This is a genomic window from Brevundimonas sp. 'scallop', from assembly GCF_011045535.1.
GTDB lineage: Bacteria > Pseudomonadota > Alphaproteobacteria > Caulobacterales > Caulobacteraceae > Brevundimonas > Brevundimonas vesicularis.
On record NZ_CP039382.1, the window covers coordinates 906,911 to 926,711 of the forward strand.

Sequence of the window (19,801 nt, forward strand, 5' to 3'; positions counted from 1 at the left end):
TGCCGATGGCGGTTACCCGCCTAGACGCCCCAACAGTTCCGCCGCGAAGGTCGACAGGGTGTCGTCGCGCGCGCCCATGACGATGATCCGGTCGCCGGGCTTGGCGATCTCGACGATCCGGTCGCCGCAGTCGGCGCGCGTCGGCAGCGCCTCGGCCTGACGGCCGGCGGCGCGGACGCCGGAGGCGATGTCTTCTGATCCCACGCTGCGGTCGGTGGTGCCGCCGTAATAGACCGGCTCGGGCATCAGCAGCACATCGTCTTCGCGCATCAAGCCGGCGAAGCCGTCGATGAACTCCGACTTCATCAGCTTCAGCGGGCCGAAACCGTGCGGCTGGAACAGGATCAGCAGGCGCCCGTCGAAGGCGTGCAGGGTCTTCAGCGTGGCGGCGATCTTGTCCGGGTTGTGGGCGAAGTCGTCGATGACGGTGATGTCGCCGGCCGTTCCGACCACTTCCATCCGGCGACGGATGCCGGCGAAGGTCTCCAGCGCCTTGACCGCCTCGGCCGTCGGCACGCCCAGCGCCCGGGTCGCGCCCAGCGCCGCCAGGGCGTTGGCGACATTGTGCGCGCCGGGCACGTTCAGGACCACGTCGTGTTCGCTCCAGCCTTCGATCAGCCGGAACCGCATGCCCGTCGGCAGGGGCTGAAGATCATGGGCGGACAGGTCGGCCTTCTCTTCGCCCAGGCCGAAGGTGATCGCCTTGCCCGCCGGCAAGGTCTGGGCCAATTCCTGGGCCAGGGCCGCCGTCTCGGGGTTGTCCAGGTTCAACACGGCCGTCGTCGCCCGCGCGGTGAAGCCCCCGAACAGGTCGCGCAGCTCCTCCATCGACTTGTGATCCAGCGAGATGTTGGACACCACCGCCACCGTTGGATCGTAGCGGGCGATCGAGCCGTCGCTTTCGTCCACCTCCGACACGAACACGTCCGGCCCGCCGATCAGGGCGCTGGCGAACGGATGGTCGGGGTCGGCGAAGTTCTTCATCACCGCCCCGTTCATGACGGTCGGCTCGCGGCCCGTCTGATGCAGGATCCAGGCGATCATGCCGGTGATGGTGGACTTGCCGCTGGTGCCCGCGACCCCGACCGAGGTCGGGGCGGCGTTGAAGAGTTCGCTGAGCAGTTCGGGCCGGGTCTTGATGGTCGCGCCCGCGCGCCTGGCCGCGCCGACGTCGGGCACCGTCTCCTCGATGGCGCCGGTGGCGATGACGGTCTGATCCGCGCGGGTCACGCCCGACCCGTCCTGGGGGTGCAGGGTCACGCCGTGGGCGCGCAGCCAGTCGAACTTCTCGGGCGTGCGGCCCTGGTCCAGCGCCCGGTCCGACCCTTCGATCACAGCGCCGCGCGCCTGGACGATCATGGCCAGAGGCAGCATGCCCGACCCGCCGATGCCGCAGAAGAAATAGGAGGCGTCTTGGTTCATGCCCCCTTAGAACAGGGGATCGGGCCGGTCCGCCAGTAGGGGATCGCAAAAACGACGAAGAAGACGGACGTGACCACCAACAGTTTCAAGATCGGCGTCGTCTGCGCCAGTTCGCGCTTTGCGAAAGAGCGCGCCGAGGCCGTCGAGGCCTGGATGGCGCACAACCATCCCGACCGCGATGTCGCCGTCGTCTTTCACCCCGCCTGTTTTCTGAAACACGGTCATTTCGCCGGCGACGACCGGGCGCGCGCCGACGCCTTCGTCGAGTTGGCCAACGACCCCCGCATCGACGCCATCTGGTTCGCGCGCGGCGGATACGGTTCGTGTCGCATCGCTGATGCGGTGATCCCGCGCCTGGACGCCGTCGCCCGCAAGAAGCGCTACATGGGCTATTCCGATGCCGGCAGCCTGCTGGCCGGAATGTACAAGGCCGGATTCCAGCATCTGGCGCACGGACCGATGGCCTCGGATTCGGTGCGCGACGACGCAACCGCGCGCGGCGCCCTGTCCTGGCTGACCACCGGACGCACCGACTGGATCGAGCCGTCGCTAGCGGCCGATCCGCGCCCGGCCGTCGCCTTCAACCTGACCATCCTGAACGAACTGACCGGCACGCCGCTGGAGCCCGATCTGTCCGACCACGTCCTGATGCTGGAGGAGGTGTCCGAGGCCGCCTACCGGATCGACAGAATGATGTTTCACTTGACCAGCCAGGCCAGCATCCGACGTGTGGCCGGGATTCGCCTGGGACGGGTCTCGGACGTCACGCCAAACGATCCCGATTATGGTCAGACTCCGGAGGAAATCGTTCGATACTGGTGCCTGCGTTCGGGCATACCCTTCCTGGGAAGCGCCGATATCGGGCATGACGCCGCCAACAAGATCGTCCCCTTCGGTCGCCCGTAAGGCGAACGACGCGCGACGAAAAGGACACAGTCTCGCCTCTATTCGCTATGGCGGAGCTGCCCGCCTCTCGACAGAACGCCGGTCCTGACTTCAGATGCCGGTCCGCGAGGCGTTAGGACTTCGTTAGCCAAGGCGTTGGGGGACGCTGCGGTTTGCGCCTTCTGCGATGCGGCGGTTCGTTCGGATATCGGGGGATGCCCGGACGAGCCGCCTGATCGTCTTCCCATCCATCGACGTTGAGGGCCGCAGGGCTTAAGGATCGCGGGTGCGTTTCGACGAGAGATTCATCGATGAACTGAAGGCCCGCCTTCGGCCGTCCGACGTGATCGGGCGGACGGTGAAGCTGAAACGTCAGGGGCGCGAATACGTCGGCCTGTCGCCCTTCTCGAAGGAAAAGTCGCCGTCCTTCTTCGTCAATGACGACAAGGGGTTCTTCCACGACTTCTCGTCCGGCAAGCATGGCGACATCATCTCATTCCTGCAGGAAACCGAGCGGCTGAGTTTCGTCGAGGCGGTGCAGCGCCTGGCCGGCGAGGCGGGGATGCAGCTTCCCGCCGAAGACCCCAAGGAAGCCGAGCGCGAGCAGAAGCGGGCGGGTCTGTCGGACTGGATGGACCTGGCCCAGAAATGGTTCGCCGCAAACCTGCGCCGCACGCCGGGCAAGGCAGCGCGCGAATACCTGGACAAGCGCGGCCTGCCCGAGGATCAGTGGGAGCGGTTCGGCCTGGGCTATGCGCCCAACGACCGTGAGGGGCTGAAGCAGGCCTTGGTCCAGCGCGGCGCCAAGCCGGCCGAACTGGTCGAGGCCGGGCTGCTGATCTCGCCCGAAAGCGGCGGCCAGCCCTATGACCGGTTCCGCGACCGGCTGATGTTCCCGATCCTGGATGCGCGCGGCCGGATCGTCAGCTTCGGCGGCCGGGCCATGAACCCCGACGACCGCGCCAAATATCTGAACGGTCCGGAAAGCCCGCTTTTTCATAAGGGCGCGACTCTCTACGGCCTGCCCGAAGCGCGACGGATTCTGGGCGCGGAATCCAAGAACGATCAGGCCATCATCGTGGTCGAAGGTTATATGGACGTCATCGCCTGCCAGCGCGCGGGCCTGCCGGCCGTGGCGCCGATGGGCACCGCCCTGACCGAGGAGCAGATGGAACGGCTGTGGCGCGTGTCTCACGAGCCGATCCTGTGCTTCGATGGTGATGCGGCCGGACTGCGCGCCGCCTATCGCGCCATCGAACGGTCGCTGCCGCTGCTGAAGCCAGGGCGCTCATTCCGGTTCGCGCTGCTGGGCGCCGGGCAGGATCCCGACGACATCCTGCGCGACAAGGGCGCGCCCGCGCTGCGTCAGGCCCTGGCCGAAACCCATGGGTTCGCCGAGGTGCTGTTCCGCCGCGAACAGGATCTGGAGCCGCTGGACACGCCGGAACGCAAGGCCGGCTTCAAGGCGCGGCTGAGGAACACCGCCTCAGCCATCCAGGATAAAGATCTGGCGGAGCAATACCGCCGCGACCTCTTCGACCGTTTCGACGCCCTGTTCCCGCGCAGCCCTCAACGCGCGCCCTGGACGCCGGGGCAGGGCAAACGCGGTTTCGGTCCGCCGCCCAAACTGGGTCAGACGGCGGAGGGCGCCCAGGCGATGCAGTCGCTGTTTCGCGCCATCGAGCCGGTGCCGGCCGCTCTGGCCCACGGCGCCATCGACGACCCCGAACGGATGGACGACCGTCTGGAAGAGATCGCCGCCCACGGATTCGGCGACAAGGGGCTGGATGGACTGGCGCAGGAGCTGGTTCGCCTGCGTCTGTCGGGACATAGCCTTGACTCCGCCGCCCTGCGACGCCATCTGGCGCAATCGGGTCATGATGCCTTAGTGCGCGAGGTCGAGAAGGCGGCGGCAAAGTCCGGCGCGCCATTCCTGGCCGCAAATGCGCCCCTCGCCGAGGCAAGGGTCCGATGGTCGCAGGCGTTCGACGCTTCGACGCGGGTCGCCGCGTTGGAGGACGCCTTGGCCCATGCACGTGATGTGCCTGGGCAGGATGAGGCGTTCCGCCGGCTGAAGGCCGAGCGGGATGCGCTTCGCCGTGCGATCAAAGCCGGGACGATTTGGGAAGACAGCGCGGGCACGTAACCTTACGGCACGCCAAGCATTGTATTTTTCGCCGGGGCGGACTGATCACCCTCTCGGCTGGAGACAGACTGACTATGAACGCACAGACCGAGACGCAGGACACCGAGGTTTCGACCGATGGGCCCCTGCTCGATCTGACGGACGCCGGCGTCAAGAAGTTCATCAAGCAAGCCAAGGCGCGCGGCTATGTGACGATGGAGGAGCTGAACAAGGTCCTGCCGTCCGAAGAAGTCACGCCCGACGCCATTGAAGACACCCTGGCGATGCTGTCCGAAATGGGCGTCAACGTCGTGGAGGCCGAGGAGGACGCGCAGGAGCAGCAGTCCACCGACGTGGCCGCTGCCGCCGGCACCGCCGTGGCCGAAACGCCCGCCAAGTCGGCCTATGACCGCACCGACGACCCCGTGCGCATGTACCTGCGCGAGATGGGTTCGGTCGAACTGCTGAGCCGCGAGGGCGAAATCGCCATCGCCAAGCGGATCGAGGCCGGCCGCGACGCCATGATCTCGGGTCTGTGCGAAAGCGCCCTGACCTTCGAGGCCATCATGGTCTGGCGCGACGAGCTGGAAAACAACCGCATCCTGCTGCGCGAGGTCATCGACCTGGACGCCACCTATGGCGTTCTGAACCCTTCGTCCCTGCCGGGCGCCGCCCAGCCTGAAGGCGAAGAGGAAGAAGAGGCCGAGGACAAGCCGGCCGCCGAGGACAAGCCTGAGTCCGACGACGACGATGACGACGACTTCGACGACGGCGGCGGCATGTCGATCTCGGCGCTGGAAGCCGAGCTGCGCGACGGGGTGATGGACGTCCTGAACGCCATCGCGGCGGACTTCGGCGCCTTCCGCGCCCTGCAGGACAAGCTGGTTCAGACACGCCTGAAGGGCGAGGTGCTGAGCGCCAAGGATGAAAAGGCCTATCAGGCGCTGACGACGTCCATTTCGGACCGTCTGAAGACGATGAAGCTGAACAACAATCGCATCGAGGCGCTGGTCGAGCAGCTCTATGCGATCAACAAGCGCTTGATCGGTCTGGAAGGCCGTCTGTTGCGCCTGGCCGACAGCTACGGCATTTCGCGGCCCGAGTTCCTCAAGGCCTATTTCGGCTCCGAGCTCGACCCCACCTGGACCGACCGGATCAAGGATCAGGGCGTGCGCTGGACCAAGTTCAGCGAGAACGAAGCCAGCCAGATCGCGACCATCCGCTCCGACGTCGCCGCCGTGGCGCTGGAAGCCGGCCTGCCGATCGACGACTATCGCCGCATCGTCCAGACGGTGCAGAAGGGCGAACGCGAAGCGCGTCAGGCCAAGAAGGAAATGGTCGAGGCCAACCTGCGCCTCGTGATCTCGATCGCCAAGAAATACACCAACCGCGGCCTGCAGTTCCTGGACCTGATCCAGGAGGGCAACATCGGCCTGATGAAGGCGGTCGACAAGTTCGAGTACCGACGCGGCTACAAGTTCTCGACCTACGCCACCTGGTGGATCCGTCAGGCGATCACCCGCTCGATCGCCGACCAGGCGCGCACCATCCGCATCCCGGTGCACATGATCGAGACGATCAACAAGATCGTCCGCACCAGCCGCCAGATGCTGCACGAGATCGGCCGCGAGCCGACGCCGGAAGAGCTGGCCGAAAAGCTGGCCATGCCGCTGGAGAAGGTGCGCAAGGTCCTGAAGATCGCCAAGGAGCCGATCTCGCTGGAAACCCCGATCGGGGACGAGGAAGACAGCCACTTGGGCGACTTCATCGAGGACAAGAACGCCGTCCTGCCGATCGACGCCGCCATCCAGTCGAACCTGCGCGAGACCACGACCCGCGTGCTGGCGTCCCTGACGCCGCGTGAGGAGCGGGTCCTACGGATGCGCTTCGGCATCGGCATGAACACGGACCACACGCTGGAAGAAGTCGGCCAGCAGTTCTCGGTGACCCGCGAACGCATCCGTCAGATCGAGGCCAAGGCGCTGCGCAAGCTGAAGCACCCGTCGCGGTCGCGCAAACTGCGGTCCTTCCTGGACAGCTGATACGATCAAGGGCGGCTCCGACGGGCCGCCCTTTTTCCTGGCAGGCGACATGGCCCGAAAACACGTCAATCTCGGCACGGCGCCGGCCAAGTCCGAGCTGCCGCAAAAGCTCTGCGCCGGCTGCGGCCTGCCATTCGCCTGGCGCAAGAAGTGGGCGCGGGACTGGGATCAGGTGCGGTTCTGTTCGGATCGGTGCCGGGCCAAGGGCGCGTCCGAAGAGCGCCGATAGACGGCTCTCCGCCTCGTGACCACGGCGGCGGCGGGAATCAGCTAAGCGTCGCGGCCATGCTTTCCGTGTCGCGCGTCTCTCCCTTTCTCATCGGCCTCGGCGTCCTGCTGATCCTCAGCGGCTGCGTACGGCGGCCGCCCGAGCCATTGCGGCCCCCATCGCCCTATCCGTCGCGCACCGAGGCGCCGCTGGTCGGGGGGCTGGTGGATCGGATGATCGACGGCGGGACACAGGCCCTGGTCGTGCGAGAAGGCGGCGATCTGGGCCGTTGCCTGGCCGAGTTGAACGCTGCCCGCGTGCGGTTCAGTCCCGTGCCGGATCGCCAAAACACCGCGACCTGCGGGCTGAGCAAGGGCGGGGTGCTGGGCGCCGACCTGGGGACGGTGGCGCGCATGGCGCCGGGCGATGGGGAGATGACCTGCCAGACCGCGCTGGCGCTGAGCATCTGGCGTCGGCAGTCGCTGGAGCCGGCGGCGCGTGAGATTTTGGGCTCTGACGTCGTGCAGATCGATCATATGGGGGCCTATGCCTGTCGCAACGTGAACAACGGCGTGGGCTCCAACCGCATCAGCGCCCATTCCCAGGCGGCGGCGCTGGACTTCGCCGGGGTGCGGCTGAGAGACGGGCGGCGCATCACCGTCACCAAGGATTGGAGCGGCGACACGCCCGAGGCGCGCTTCCTAAAGCGCATCCGCGACGACGCCTGTCGCATCTTCGGCACGACGCTCAGCCCCGACTACAATACCGTCCACTACGACCACCTGCACCTCGAGGCGACCGACACGCGCTTCTGTCGCTGAGGCAACGCTTTGGCGCGGGGCGGATTACGCCCCTATGCGCGGTGAACTGAAGACCTATCAGGCCAAGCGCCGGTTCGGCGAAACGCCCGAGCCGAAGGGCGCCAAGGCCAGGCGTGCGAAGGGCGGCTTCCGCTATCTGATCCAGCGCCACGCGGCGACGCGTCTGCACTATGATTTCCGTATCGAGTCGGACGGGGTGCTGAAATCCTGGGCCGTGACCAAGGCGCCGTCGCGCGACACGGCGGTCAAACGTCTGGCGGTCGAAGTCGAGGATCATCCGCTGGATTACGGGTCGTTCGAGGGGACGATTCCCGACGGCAACTACGGCGCCGGCACGGTGCAGATGTGGGATGTGGGCACCTGGGAGCCGCAGGAGCCGGACCTGGAGGCGGCCTGGGCCAAGGGTCAGATCAAGATGATCCTTCACGGCGAGCGGCTGAAGGGCAAATGGGCGCTGATCCGGCTGAAGAGCGATCGGGGCAAAGCCTCCAAACGCAACAATTGGCTGCTGCTAAAGGAGAAGGACGACTTCGCCGTGGCGGGCGAGGGTGATGCGCTGGCCGAAATCGACGCCTCTGTGACGACAGGGCGGTCGCTGGCCGAGATCGCGGATGGGACGAAGGAGTGGACGGCGTCCAAGCCGACCGGGCGTAGAGGCCCGGCCAAGCCCAAGCCTTCGAAAGCGGCGGCGAAGGCCAAGAAGCCGCCGGCCTTCGTGCCGATCCAGCTGTGCAAGGTGACTGACCATCCGCCGGGCGGGACGGGCTGGGCGCACGAGATCAAGTTCGACGGCTATCGCATCCAGATCGGCGTGGGCGGCGGTCGGGCGGTCTTGCGGACGCGCAAGGGTCTGGACTGGAGCGACAAGTTCGCGGATCTGGCGGCGGATGCGGCGACCTGGCCCGACGCGGTGATCGACGGCGAGCTGTGCGCGCTGGACGACGATCACATGCCGGACTTCGGGGCGTTGCAGGCGGCCATCTCGGACGAGAAGACGGAAGGCTTGGTCTATTTCGCCTTCGATCTGTTGTTCGAGGGGGCGGAGGATTTGCGTAAACTGCCGCTGTCGCATCGCAAGGCGCGACTGCAGGCCTATGTGGACCGGATCGGCGCTCCAGGGTCGGGGGCGGCCGGGGCGCGGCTGCGTTACGTCGAGCATTTCGCCTCGACCGGCCAGGCGGTGCTGGAGAGCGCCTGCCGCATGGATCTGGAAGGCGTGATCTCCAAGAAACTGGATGCCCCCTACCATGCCGGGCGGTCATCGACCTGGCTGAAGTCCAAATGCCGCGGGCGCGATGAAGTCGTGATCGGCGGCTGGTCGTCCGAGGGCGGCACGCGGTTCCGCTCTCTGCTGGTCGGGGTCAGGGAAAAGGGCGGCCTGCGCTATCTGGGCCGGGTCGGGACCGGCTATGGCGAGGCGGTGACGAAGACGCTTGTTCCTGCGCTGAAGGGCGTGGCGGCGGATAAATCCCCCTTCGCCGGGGCGGGCGCGCCCAAGGCGGCCAAGGACATCCATTGGGTCAAGCCGGTGCTGGTCGCCGAGGTCGAGCACGGCGGCTATACCGAATCCGGATCGCTGCGGCAGGCGGTGTTCAAGGGTTTGCGGGAAGACAAGACGGCCGCCGAGGTCACCGAGGCTCCGCAGCCGCCCACCGACATGGGCGACGCGAAGAAGGCCACGACCACGGTGCGACCGGCTGGAAAGCCCGGCAAGGTGGTCGTGGCGGGCGTGACCCTCTCTAGCCCTGACAAGGTGTTGTGGCCCGCCGTGGGCGACCGGCCGGCGATCACCAAGGCCGATCTGGCCCGGTATTACGAGGCGGCCGCCGAGCGGATATTGCCCCATGTGGCGAACCGGCCGACCTCGATCATCCGGGCGCCCGAGGGAATCGGGGGCGAGACCTTCTTCCAGCGTCATGCCATGGCGGGGTCAAACCCGCGACTGAAGCTGATCGACGTCAAGGCCCGGACCCCTTACGTCGCCGCCGTCGATGTCGGCGGCCTGGTCGCCATCGCCCAGTCGGGCGGGCTGGAACTGCACCCCTGGGGCTGTGCGCCCGGCCAGCCGGAAGTCCCCGATCAGATCACCTTCGACCTGGATCCCGACGAGGGGCTGGACTTCGCCGACGTCATCGCCGCGTCCAAGGTCGTGAAGGCGAAGATCGAGGCGCTGGGTCTCGCCGCCTTCGTCAAGACGACCGGAGGCAAGGGGCTGCACGTCGTCGTGCCGATCAAGACCGACGCCCGCTCGCGCGTGACCTGGGATCAGAACAAGGCTTTCGCCAAGGCGGTGGCCGAGGCCATCCGCGCCGAGGCGCCGGACCGGTTCACAACCACCCTGGCCAAGAAGGCGCGGGGCGGAAAGATCTTCATCGACTATCTGCGCAACGGGCGAATGGCGACGGCGGTCGCGCCCTGGTCGCCGCGCGCGCGGCCGGGGGCGGGGATCGCCTTCCCGCTGTCGTGGGGGCAGGTGAAGGCCGGGCTGGACCCCGCCGCATTCAACCTTTGGACCTATGCGGCCTTGCTGAAGAAGCCCGATCCCTGGGCCGATTTCCGCGCCTCGGCGGTCAGTTTGAAATCGGCGCTGAAAGCGATGGGCGTCTAGGCCGCTGTCTTCTTCCTTGCCGCAGCCTTCTTGGGCGTCGCCTTCTTTGCCGGGGCCTTCTTCGCGGCTGGCTTCTTCGTCCCCGTCGCCGACCCTTTCAGGCTGTTCCGCAGTGCGGCCATCAGGTCGATGACATTGGTGTCGTCGGGTTCGGCGACATCGACCACGCCCTTGCCGCCCTTCGACTTGGCCTTGATCATCGCGCGCAGGGCGTCGTCGTAGCCGTCCTTGAAATCGGTCGGGTCAAAGTCCGCCTCCTTCTGGCCGATGATGCGCGCGGCGATCTCGACCATGTCGGGATCGGCCTTCACCGTCGGAATGTCGTCGAAATAATCGTCGGAATCGCGCACCTCGTCATGGGCGCGCAGGGTGTAGGCGATCAGTCCCTTGCCCCGGACCTCCAGCGCCAGCTGGCGCTCCTTGCCGCGCAAGACCAGCTGACCCAGCGCCACCTTGCCCTGCTTCTTCATGGCGTCGCGGATGACGGCGAAGGCCTCGACGCCCGCGCCTTTCTCGGGAACCACGAAGAAGGGATCGTCCCAATACAGTCGGTCGATGTCGTCCTCATCGACGAACTTGTCGATCGAGATGGTCTTGGTGCTTTCCAGCTTCACCTTGTCGAAGTCGGCGTCGTCGAACAGGACGTATTCGTCCTTGGACACCTCATAGCCGCGCACCAGATCGCTGCGTTCGACCGGCCCGGCGTCCGGGTCGGTCGGCACCATGCGGATGCGATTGTTGGTGTCAGGATTGATCAGGTGAAACCGCACGTCGTTCGTGCTGGTCGTCGCCGTGTAGAGGGCCACCGGACAGGTGACCAGCGACAGCTTCAGATGTCCTTGCCAGGTGGGGCGGGCGGCCATGTCGGTTCTCCTCGATCCGTGACAATGCGTCAGGGCGATTTGCGTTCGAACAGGGCCGCCGCCTGGGCATCAGGCCTTGCCTTCGAAGGCGACGCTGAAACCGCCCCACATCATGCGCTTGCCATCGAAGGGCATGTCCATGTTCGCAAAGTCGGGGTCGTCCTGCATCTTGCCGAAACAGGCATCTGCGGTGGCGCGGTCGGGCCAGGTGACCCAGGAGAAGACGACGACCTCGCCCTCTTCCAGCTTCACCGCCATGGGAAAGCTGGTCACCTTGCCGTCCGGCACGTCCTCGCCCCAGGTCTCGACCTGGGACAGGGCGCCGTATTTCTGAAACAGGGGCCAGGAGGCCTCGGCGGACTTGACGTAGCGCGCCTTGTCCTCGGTTTTCACGGGGGTCAGGAAGCCGGTCACATAGGTCATCAGTCGTCTCCTCTTTCTGGATTCAAACGTCGGCGACGGCGCGGTCCAGCGCCGCGATGTCGATCTTGATCATACCCATCATGGCCTGCATGGCGGCCTTGGCGCGCGCGGGGTTCGGATCGGTGGTCAGTTCCATCAGGCGACGAGGCGTGATCTGCCACGACAGACCCCAGCGGTCCTTGAGCCAGCCGCAGGCGTTTTCGCTGCCGCCGTCGGCGAGCAGGGCGTCCCACAGCCGGTCCGTCTCGGTCTGATCCTCGGTCATCACCATGAAGGAGACGGCCTCGGTGAAGCGGAAGGTCGGTCCGCCGTTCAGCGCCAGATACTCGCGACCCGCCAGCACGAACTGCACCGTCAGGACCGTGCCTTCAGCGCCGGAGGGCGTATCGACCGGCGAGCGGTTGACGGCGGTGATGCGGCTGTCGGGCAGGAGGCTGACATAAAAGGCGGTCGCAGCCGTCGAACCACAGGCAGGGAATGATCTTGTCGCTCATGCCGCATCTCCCTGCGCCAACGCCGCCAGTTGATCGGCGACGGCGCCCCAGCCCTGTTCGAAGCCCATGGCCTTGTGGGTTTCGGCGGCTTTTTCGTCCCAATGCCGAGCGGTGGCGGTGTAGCGGGTTCCGCCGGCCTCGGGCTCGAAGGTGTCGATCCGCACGAAATTCATGTCGCCGGCCTGCGGAACCCAGCCCTCTGTAAAGGCGCCGGTCGAGACCAGTTTGCGGCCCGGAACCACCTCCAGAAACACGCCGGAATAGGGATGCCGCTCGCCCTCTGGCGAAGCCATTTCGACATTGGCCCGCCCGCCGACGCGCAGGTCCCAATCCACGACCGGCGTGGTCCAGGGGCGGGGGCAGAACCATTCGTCGGTGCGCTCGGTGTAGATCTTCCACACCGTCTCCGGCGAGGCCTTGATCAGACGGCTGATGCTCAGTTCACGACTGTCGGCCATCACGACACCATGGCGTTGGCGGCGAAGGCTTCGGGACCGGCGGCGACGGCGGCCGGGTCCATCCACATCACCTCCCAGATGTGGCCGTCCGGATCGGCATAGCTGCGGCCGTACATGAAGCCGTAATCCTGGGGCGCGTTCGGATCGCTCTCGCCGCCAGCGGCCTCCGCTTGGGCTACGACGGCGTCGACCGCCTCGCGGCTGTCCCGGGACAGGCACAACAGAACCTGGGCCGAGGCATGGGCGTCGGGGATCGCCCGGTCGGTGAAGGTGCGCCATTTGTCGTGGGTCAGCAGCATGACGTGGATCACGTCCGACACCACCATACAGGCGGCCGTGTCGTCGCTGAACATCGGGTTCCTGGTCGCGCCGACGGCCTCATAGAAGGCGATCGATCGGGGCAGGTCGGCGACCGGCAGGTTGATGAAAATCAGCTGGGCCACGGCGTTTCCTCTCCTTGTTATTTGCGAAACCTGACTCCGATGATTACGATAGTCAACTATGAAGTTAGAAAAGATAACCGATAGGGCTGGTCGCCGATATCACGACGCCTGCGGCGCCGCACACGGGCTGGACCTGATCGGCGAGCGCTGGGCCTTGCTGGTGATCCGCGAACTGATGATGGGCCCGCGTCGGTTCGGTGATCTGCGAAATGATCTGCACGGCATTTCCGCCAACGTGCTGACCCAGCGACTGGAGGGGCTGGAGGCTTCGGGCATCGTGACCCGCCGCAAGCTCCCGCCGCCCGCCTCGGTCCAGGTCTATGAGCTGACGCCTTGGGGATACGAGATCAAGCCGGTCTTCATGGTGTTGGGCGGCTGGGCCGCGCGCTCGCCTCGCCACGACCCGACACTGCCGATCAGCGCGGTGTCGATCATGCAGTCGTTCGAGACGATGTTCGATCCGGCCCTGGCCGGAGACGCTGCGATGACCGTCGGCTTCGTCTTCGGCGACGAACCTTTTGTCGTTCAGATCGAAAAGGGGACGATCACGACCCGTCGCGGCGCCACGGACACCGCCGATGTCGTCCTGACGACCCAACCGCCGCTGGTCGCCGCGTGCGTTTACGGCAAGGTTCCGCCTGCCGCCTTCGAGGCTGACGACCTGATGACCCTGACCGGCGACCGGGCCGTGTTCGACCGCTTCGCGGGCCTCTTCAACCTGCCTGAGAAGGCGCCGGTCTGAAGCTTCAGGCCAGCATGTCCAGCAGCGTGCCGGTCATGTCGTCCGCGGTGCGCAGAACGGCGGCGTTGGCGTTGAAGGCGGTCTTGGCCTGGATCCGCTCCACGGTTTCCTCGGCGAGATTGTCCAACGGCGCGGTGGCGGTGCGACGCGCGCTGTTGTCGAACCGGTTCTGCGCGGTCGTCATTCCGGCGGCGGCTATGGAAAGCGCTTGCATGGCGAAGCTCCGGACGCGGTGGGTTCGATCGCCAGACTGCGTCTTTCAGGTCAACGTCGCCTGAAGGAACAGGGTGAACGGCGTTTTCCGCCCCGCTTGCGCCCTTATTGATGTATAGAGCGCCATCATTCGCCCGGCCTGAGGTCTGACCTCGGCCGGGCGCGGTCGTTTCGGCGACCGCCCTTGTCCGTTGTCCCAGGTTTCCTATGCCCTTTCCCGCCGTCCATCCCGCGCTCGACCGCGCCCTGATCAACAAGGGCTATGCTGAACCCACTCCGGTTCAGGCCGCCGTCCTGGAGGCGGAGCATGCGGATCGCGACCTGCTGGTCTCGGCCCAGACGGGTTCGGGCAAGACCGTCGCCTTTGGTCTGGCCGCTGCGCCGACCCTGCTGGGCGACAAGCCGATCTTCGGCCCCGGCGACGCGCCGCTCTGCCTGGCCATCGCGCCCACGCGGGAATTGGCCATGCAGGTCGCGGCCGAGCTGCAATGGCTGTACGCCGACTCCGGCGCCAAGATCGCCACCTGCGTCGGCGGCATGGATGCGCGGCGTGAAGCTCGCGCGCTCGGCTTTGGCGTCCATATCGTCGTCGGCACGCCGGGCCGCCTGAAGGATCACATCGACCGGGGCAACCTAGACCTGTCGGAGCTGAAGGTCGCCGTCCTCGACGAAGCCGACGAGATGCTGGACATGGGCTTCCGCGAGGACCTGGAGCACATCCTGGACCAGGCGCCGGCCGAACGCCGCACCCTGCTGTTCTCGGCGACCATCGCGCGCGACATCGCCACCTTGGCCAAACGCTATCAGAAGGACGCGGTCCGCATCGACGCGACCGACAAGACGCGCCAGCACGCCGACATCGAATACCGCGCCTATCGCATCGCGCCCAACGAGATCGAGCACGCGGTGGTCAACACCCTGCGCTGGTTCGAGGCGCCGCGCGCCATGGTCTTCTGCTCGACCCGCGACAGCGTGCGTCACCTGCAATCCTCTCTGCTGGAGCGCGGCTTCTCGACCGTCAGCCTGTCGGGTGAAATGGGTCAGCGCGAGCGCACCGATGCGCTTCAGTCGCTGCGTGACGGCCGCGCCCGCGTCTGCGTCGCCACCGACGTCGCCGCGCGCGGTCTGGACCTGCCGGACCTGGGTCTGGTGATCCACGCCGAACTGCCGATGAACCGCGCCGGCCTGCTGCACCGTTCGGGCCGGACGGGCCGGGCGGGCAAGAAGGGCATCTCGGTCATGCTGGTCCCGCACTCGCGCCGTCGCAAGGCTGAGCGGCTGATGGACGAGGCCGGCGTCGACGCCGTCTGGACCGGCGCCCCGACCTTCGATGAAATCCGCAAAGCCGACGAAGGCCGTCTGCTGTCGCCCGAGTTCTTCGAGGCTGACGTCTCCGACGAGGACATGGTCGTCGCAAAGCGGATGATCGCCGAGCGCACGCCCGACGAGATCGCCGCCGCCCTGGTGCGTCTGCTGCGCAAGGAACAGCCGGCGCCGGAAGAACTGTCCGATCCGGGTTCGGATCGCGGTCCGGCCAAGCGCGAACGCACCGTTCGCAACGACGACGGTACGGCGGCTCAACCCTGGCCGGGCGACCGCCTGGGCGCTGATGATGTGGTCTGGTTCCGTCTGGACGTGGGCCGCAACAAGAACGCCGACCCCAAATGGCTGATCCCGCTGATCTGCCGCATCGGCGGCATTTCCAAGCCTCAGATCGGCGCCATCCGCACCTTCCCCGAAGAGACGCGGTTCGAGGTCGCCAAAACCCACGAGAAGGCTTTCCGCGAAGCCGTCGCCGCCTCCAAGGACGAGGTGAAGATCACGCCGTCGGAAGCCCCGACGCCCGGCTCGATGAAGGCCAGCCGCTTCGCCGGCAAGCCGCGCGAGGATGGCGACCGTCCCTTCAAGAAGACCCCCTACAAGCGCGCCGATGGCGGAGAGGGCGACGCCCGCCCGCCGTTCAAGAAGAAGCCTTGGGCGCCGAAGGCTGACGGCGGCGCCAATCCGCGCTCGAACGCCTCGGGCGACAAGCCCTATGCCAAGAAGCCCTTCAAGGCCAAACCGGGCTTCAAGAAGGACGGCTTCAAAGGCAAGCCCAAGGGCTGATCATGCCGGCACTTGCCTGATCGTGGGCGGAGGCGCACCCTCCGCCCATGAGCACGCCGTCCGCACCTGAGGGCCGTTACGCCTCGTTCGAGGCCTTCTATCCCTATTACATCCACGAGCATTCCAACCGGACGTGTCGGCGCATCCACGTCGTCGGCACCTTTCTGGTGATCTCGGCCTTCGTCGCCTTCGTGGCGACGCGGAACGCCTGGTGGCTGCTCGCCATGCCGCTGCTGGGCTACGGCTTCGCCTGGGTCGGGCATTTCTTCTTCGAAAAGAACCGGCCCGCGACGTTTAAATATCCGCTGTGGAGCCTGATGGGCGACTTTCGCCTGTTCTTCGAGACAGTGACGGGCAAGCGCCGCTTCTGAAAGACCGCATTTCAAGCTGCACGGTTCGGCGAAACGGAATAGTCTCCCCCTGCGGCGTTGCGCCGCTGCTGGAGGGAGCATCATGAAATCCATCGCCGTCATCGCCGCCGCGTCCGTGCTGCTCGCCCCTGGCGTCAGCCTGGCGCAGAAGAGCGGGGCCAAGCCCGACTTCACCCTGGACCCCAACTACGGCTCGGTGCGGCTGGAGACCGGCTTCACGCCCGATCCCTGGACCAAGTCCATCCTGGCGGGCGGTTCGATCGCCGCCTCGGCGGCGCAGTCGGGCTGCGAGGGCAAGGTCAGCGCCGCGCCCGATCTGCAACTGAACTTCGAAGCCGGCGATCTGGACCTGACCATCAAGGCGGTCGCCAGCGAGGACACGACGCTGCTGGTCAACAGCCCCGGCGGCCGCTGGTATTGCGACGACGACAGCGGCGGCGACCTGGACCCGATGGTGACCATCTCCAATCCCGAGAGCGGTCGCTACGACATCTGGCTGGGCACCTATAACGACAACATGGTCCAGTCGACGCTGCAGATCAGCGAACTGGGCGGCACGGCTGCGACGGCGGGCGCGGCGCCCAATATCGATCTTGAGCCCAACTACGGCACGGCCAATCTGCGCGGCGGCTTCACGCCCGACCCCTGGACCAAGTCGATCCTGGCCGGCGGCTCCTCGCCCGCCTCGGCCGCCAAGGCGGGCTGCGAGGGTTCGGTCAGCTCGGCCCCGGACATCCAGATCTTCTTCGAGCCGGGCGACGCCGATCTGACCTTCCGCGTTCGCGCGGACGAGGACACCACCCTGCTGATCAATACGCCTAACGGCCGCTTCTACTGCGACGACGACGGCGCGGGCGGCGTCGATCCGAAGGTGACGATCACCAATCCGCAGAGCGGCCGCTACGACATCTGGGTCGGCACCTATAATGGCTCGATGGTGCAGTCGACGCTGGAAGTGTCCGAGTTGGACTGATCGGCGTAAGCCATCAGACACGAAAACGCCGGCTGACCTTCGCGGTCAGCCGGCGTTTTTCATGATCGGCCGGATCAGTTGGAAGCGGTGGTCCAGGCCGGGGGGCAACCTTCGAAATCGCCGGCGTCCACGATGGTCAGGGTGCGCATGTTCAGGCGCTGCGCCTGGTTCATCGAGCCACGACCGTTGCCGGTATAGAGGTCGATTTTCTGGCCCTTGATCGCGCCGCCGGTGTCGGAGGCGTACCAGTAGCCGTCGTGGATCGAACCGTCGGCCAGACGCATGCCGACCGTTTCGCGGATGAACAGCTTGGTGCGGCGCGGGATCACGCGGGGATCGACCGCGACGGTGCGCATGGCGATCGGACGGCAACCCAGCGAATCGTTGCCCGTCGCGCCGCCGCCGCCTGCGTGATAGAGGCGCGCCGAGGCGCGCCAGTCCGGATCGGAGGCCATCAGCTCGGCCTGTTCGGCGTTCAGAGCGGTCTCGACTTCATCGGAACCGACGATGGCGGCAGGGGTTTCAGTCCTGACTTGATCCGCCGCTACGACGTCTTTGTAGGGGACAGGCCCGCTCGTCACAGACGATACGGCAGCCCAAAGCATGGCGATAGCAGCGGAGGCGCCGATCATGAGTTTCGCTCAGGAGACACCGGCTCCCAACGCCGCCGGCGCTGGCCTTGTCGCGTTAACCTGTGGCGAGAAAGTGGCGAAACCCGCCTCGGCGCCGTCTGTTACGATTTGTTTCTAGGTTAATGCCCTGTTTTGCATAACTTATTTATCCCCAGCCTTAGCGCTTGGGCACGACGCCCCGGGCGTCAGAACTTGAAATTGAGGCCCGCCTGAAGCACCGGCAGGACCTTGTAATCATCGGCCTCGGCCTGAATCTCACGCTCTTCCTGATCTAGACGCGAACGGAAGGTAGGGTCGTTCGACAGCGTCCCGCCGTGAGCGTCCAGATCCACTTGCGGCGCATCGCCAAAGGCCGCGCCGGCCAGAATGCGGAAGCCGAGCCTTCCGCCGCGCGTGAAGGTGTTGTCATAGCCCAGGCCGACGAAGGGCGCGGTGCTCTCCAGGTCGATGCGGCCGGTCAATGTCCCGACCTGGGCCGGGGTGAAGGTCGCGCCGCCGACATTGACGTTTCCGGTGGGCGTCGCATCCAGATCGACCTTGCGATCGCCGAAATAGGCCCCGCCCGAGATCAGAAAGCCGTTGCGGAACGGATGCAGGTCCACAAAGGCGCCCGGCGACTTGAAGTCGATCTTGGCGTCGTAATCGATGCCCTTGTAGGTCTGGTCCCGATCCCATTTCAGCACGTCATAGCCGCCGCGCAGCACCACGACCGGGCTTAGCGCGAACTGGGCCTGAAGGCCGGCGCCCGGCGTGCCGACCTGGGCGCCGACGGCGAACCGGCCGTCAGCCTGCGCCAGGGCCGATGTGGCGGGCAGGGCGGTCGCGATGACGGCGGCGATCAGCAGGGTCTTCATGGCGTGCGGGTCCGAAACGGCAGGGTTCTCTTAACCTTACCGGCCAGCTCTGAAGATTGGGTTACGCCGCCCAGTCGCCGGGCGCCGTGTCGCGCCTCGCCTCAGCCTCGCGCACGGCCTCCGCCGCGCGGTCCAGCACCTCCAGGCCGGCGCCGGGCTTGATCGCCTCGACCGTCAGAATGCGACGGAACGCCCGCGCGCCCGGCCGGCCGTGCATCAACCCCAGCATATGCCGCGCCATCGCGGGCAGGGCGACGCCCTCATCTAGACGCGCGGCCATATAGGGCCGATAGCGCTCCAGCGCGGCGAAGGCGTCGGTGTCCTCGACCGGCGCGCCATACAGGCGACGATCCGCCTGACCCAGAATGGCCGGCTCGTGATACGCGGCGCGGCCCAGCATGACCCCGTCCAGCTTGACGCCGTCGACCTCGGCCAGATGCGCCTCGGCCGCGTCCATTGAGGCGATGCCCCCATTGATCGAGATGTTCAGATGCGGCCGCTCGCGCTTCAGCCGGCGCACCAGATCATAGTCCAGCGGCGGCACGTCGCGGTTCTCCTTGGGCGACAACCCCTTCAGCCAGGCCTTGCGCGCATGGACGACGAAGACCTCGATCCCGACGGCGGCGCAGGCGTCCACCGTGGCGAACAGGCTGACGGCTGGATCCTGATCGTCCACGCCGATGCGGCATTTGACGGTCGCGGGCACGCTGACGGCCTCGGCGATGGCCGCCATACAGTCCGCCACCAGCTCCGGCTCGCGCATCAGACAGGCCCCGAACCGGCCCGACTGCACCCGGTCCGACGGGCAGCCGACGTTCAGATTGATCTCGTCATAGCCGAACGCCTCGCCGACCTTGGCGGCCTCGGCCAACTGCGCCGGATCCGACCCGCCCAGCTGCAAGGCCACCGGATGCTCCAGCGCATCGAACCCCAGCAGCCGCTCGCGATCCCCATGCAACACCGCCGGCGCCGTCACCATCTCGGTGTAGAGCAAGGCCCGGCTCGTCAACGCCCTGTGAAACGCCCGGCAATGCCGATCGGTCCAGTCCATCATCGGGGCGATGGACAGCGTGCGGGAGGCTTTCAGGGACATGGGGTTGCGGCTTGACCGGCGATGC

Annotated in this window: 20 protein-coding genes; 10 read left to right on the forward strand and 10 right to left on the reverse strand. The window is 66.5% G+C overall.

What is annotated here, in order from left to right:
* Window positions 1–12: 12 nt before the first annotated feature.
* Complete coding sequence (gene murC, locus E4341_RS04455) at window positions 13–1,422, reverse strand: UDP-N-acetylmuramate--L-alanine ligase (RefSeq protein WP_165115479.1); 1,410 nt, start codon at window positions 1,420–1,422, stop codon at window positions 13–15.
* A gap of 69 nt (window positions 1,423–1,491) precedes the next feature.
* Between murC and E4341_RS04460 the strand changes: the two genes are divergently transcribed.
* The 6 genes from E4341_RS04460 (at window position 1,492) to ligD (ending at window position 10,111) form a co-directional block, all read left to right on the forward strand.
* The gene (locus E4341_RS04460; RefSeq protein WP_165115481.1) at window positions 1,492–2,328 is read left to right on the forward strand and encodes an LD-carboxypeptidase; all 837 of its coding nucleotides are present in this window, start codon (window positions 1,492–1,494) and stop codon (window positions 2,326–2,328) included.
* A gap of 265 nt (window positions 2,329–2,593) precedes the next feature.
* A complete protein-coding gene (gene dnaG / locus E4341_RS04465; protein WP_165115483.1) occupies window positions 2,594–4,453 on the forward strand; it encodes a DNA primase in 1,860 nt (619 codons plus the stop codon).
* 74 nt (window positions 4,454–4,527) lie between these two features.
* Window positions 4,528–6,474, forward strand: a complete 1,947-nt coding sequence (gene rpoD / locus E4341_RS04470) for an RNA polymerase sigma factor RpoD (protein ID WP_091748719.1) — start codon at window positions 4,528–4,530, stop codon at window positions 6,472–6,474.
* Between the two features lie 49 nt (window positions 6,475–6,523).
* Entirely contained in the window at window positions 6,524–6,703 is a 180-nt protein-coding gene (locus E4341_RS04475) for a DUF2256 domain-containing protein (protein ID WP_165115485.1), read from the forward strand.
* A gap of 56 nt (window positions 6,704–6,759) precedes the next feature.
* Window positions 6,760–7,503, forward strand: coding sequence for an extensin family protein (locus tag E4341_RS04480; RefSeq protein ID WP_165115487.1), 744 nt, complete (start codon window positions 6,760–6,762; stop codon window positions 7,501–7,503).
* 34 nt (window positions 7,504–7,537) lie between these two features.
* Window positions 7,538–10,111: a DNA ligase D gene (gene ligD, locus E4341_RS04485; RefSeq protein ID WP_165115489.1), complete on the forward strand. Its 2,574-nt coding sequence runs from the start codon at window positions 7,538–7,540 to the stop codon at window positions 10,109–10,111.
* Here the strand turns inward: ligD and E4341_RS04490 are convergent.
* From E4341_RS04490 to E4341_RS04510, 5 genes are all read right to left on the reverse strand, one after another.
* A complete protein-coding gene (locus tag E4341_RS04490) occupies window positions 10,108–10,974 on the reverse strand; it encodes a Ku protein (protein ID WP_165115491.1) in 867 nt (288 codons plus the stop codon). The genes ligD and E4341_RS04490 overlap by 4 nt on opposite strands.
* Before the next feature lie 69 nt (window positions 10,975–11,043).
* Window positions 11,044–11,397 (reverse strand): DUF1428 domain-containing protein, encoded by a 354-nt coding sequence (locus tag E4341_RS04495; RefSeq protein WP_112863566.1) that lies wholly within the window; start codon window positions 11,395–11,397, stop codon window positions 11,044–11,046.
* A gap of 22 nt (window positions 11,398–11,419) precedes the next feature.
* On the reverse strand, window positions 11,420–11,827 hold the full coding sequence (locus tag E4341_RS04500) for a VOC family protein (RefSeq protein ID WP_165118559.1): 408 nt from the start codon (window positions 11,825–11,827) through the stop codon (window positions 11,420–11,422).
* A 60-nt stretch (window positions 11,828–11,887) separates the two neighbouring features.
* The gene (locus E4341_RS04505; protein ID WP_165115493.1) at window positions 11,888–12,349 is read right to left on the reverse strand and encodes an SRPBCC family protein; all 462 of its coding nucleotides are present in this window, start codon (window positions 12,347–12,349) and stop codon (window positions 11,888–11,890) included.
* Complete coding sequence (locus E4341_RS04510; RefSeq protein WP_165115495.1) at window positions 12,349–12,792, reverse strand: VOC family protein; 444 nt, start codon at window positions 12,790–12,792, stop codon at window positions 12,349–12,351. The genes E4341_RS04505 and E4341_RS04510 overlap by 1 nt, the downstream gene beginning before the upstream one ends.
* A 58-nt stretch (window positions 12,793–12,850) precedes the next feature.
* On the opposite strand from E4341_RS04510, the gene E4341_RS04515 reads away from it, so the two are divergent.
* Window positions 12,851–13,534: a helix-turn-helix domain-containing protein gene (locus tag E4341_RS04515; RefSeq protein WP_165115497.1), complete on the forward strand. Its 684-nt coding sequence runs from the start codon at window positions 12,851–12,853 to the stop codon at window positions 13,532–13,534.
* 4 nt (window positions 13,535–13,538) lie between these two features.
* Here the strand turns inward: E4341_RS04515 and E4341_RS04520 are convergent, their stop codons facing one another.
* Window positions 13,539–13,748, reverse strand: a complete 210-nt coding sequence (locus E4341_RS04520) for a flagellar basal body rod C-terminal domain-containing protein (protein ID WP_066623816.1) — start codon at window positions 13,746–13,748, stop codon at window positions 13,539–13,541.
* Between the two features lie 206 nt (window positions 13,749–13,954).
* Here E4341_RS04520 and E4341_RS04525 point away from each other — a divergent pair, with 206 nt between their 5' ends.
* The 3 genes from E4341_RS04525 to E4341_RS04535 all read left to right on the forward strand — a co-directional run bounded on the left by E4341_RS04525 (window position 13,955) and on the right by E4341_RS04535 (window position 17,197).
* Window positions 13,955–15,853 (forward strand): DEAD/DEAH box helicase, encoded by a 1,899-nt coding sequence (locus E4341_RS04525; RefSeq protein ID WP_165115499.1) that lies wholly within the window; start codon window positions 13,955–13,957, stop codon window positions 15,851–15,853.
* A gap of 47 nt (window positions 15,854–15,900) precedes the next feature.
* On the forward strand, window positions 15,901–16,224 hold the full coding sequence (locus tag E4341_RS04530; protein ID WP_026108600.1) for an Mpo1-like protein: 324 nt from the start codon (window positions 15,901–15,903) through the stop codon (window positions 16,222–16,224).
* Window positions 16,225–16,306: 82 nt separating this feature from the next.
* Window positions 16,307–17,197, forward strand: a complete 891-nt coding sequence (locus E4341_RS04535; protein WP_165115501.1) for a hypothetical protein — start codon at window positions 16,307–16,309, stop codon at window positions 17,195–17,197.
* 74 nt (window positions 17,198–17,271) lie between these two features.
* On the opposite strand, the gene E4341_RS04540 is transcribed toward E4341_RS04535, so the two are convergent.
* The 3 genes from E4341_RS04540 to dusA form a co-directional block, all read right to left on the reverse strand.
* Window positions 17,272–17,829 (reverse strand): 3D domain-containing protein, encoded by a 558-nt coding sequence (locus E4341_RS04540; RefSeq protein ID WP_165115503.1) that lies wholly within the window; start codon window positions 17,827–17,829, stop codon window positions 17,272–17,274.
* Window positions 17,830–18,014: 185 nt separating this feature from the next.
* Window positions 18,015–18,683: a hypothetical protein gene (locus E4341_RS04545; RefSeq protein ID WP_165115505.1), complete on the reverse strand. Its 669-nt coding sequence runs from the start codon at window positions 18,681–18,683 to the stop codon at window positions 18,015–18,017.
* Window positions 18,684–18,744: 61 nt separating this feature from the next.
* Window positions 18,745–19,776 (reverse strand): tRNA dihydrouridine(20/20a) synthase DusA, encoded by a 1,032-nt coding sequence (dusA, locus tag E4341_RS04550; protein WP_165115507.1) that lies wholly within the window; start codon window positions 19,774–19,776, stop codon window positions 18,745–18,747.
* Window positions 19,777–19,801 lie beyond the last annotated feature (25 nt).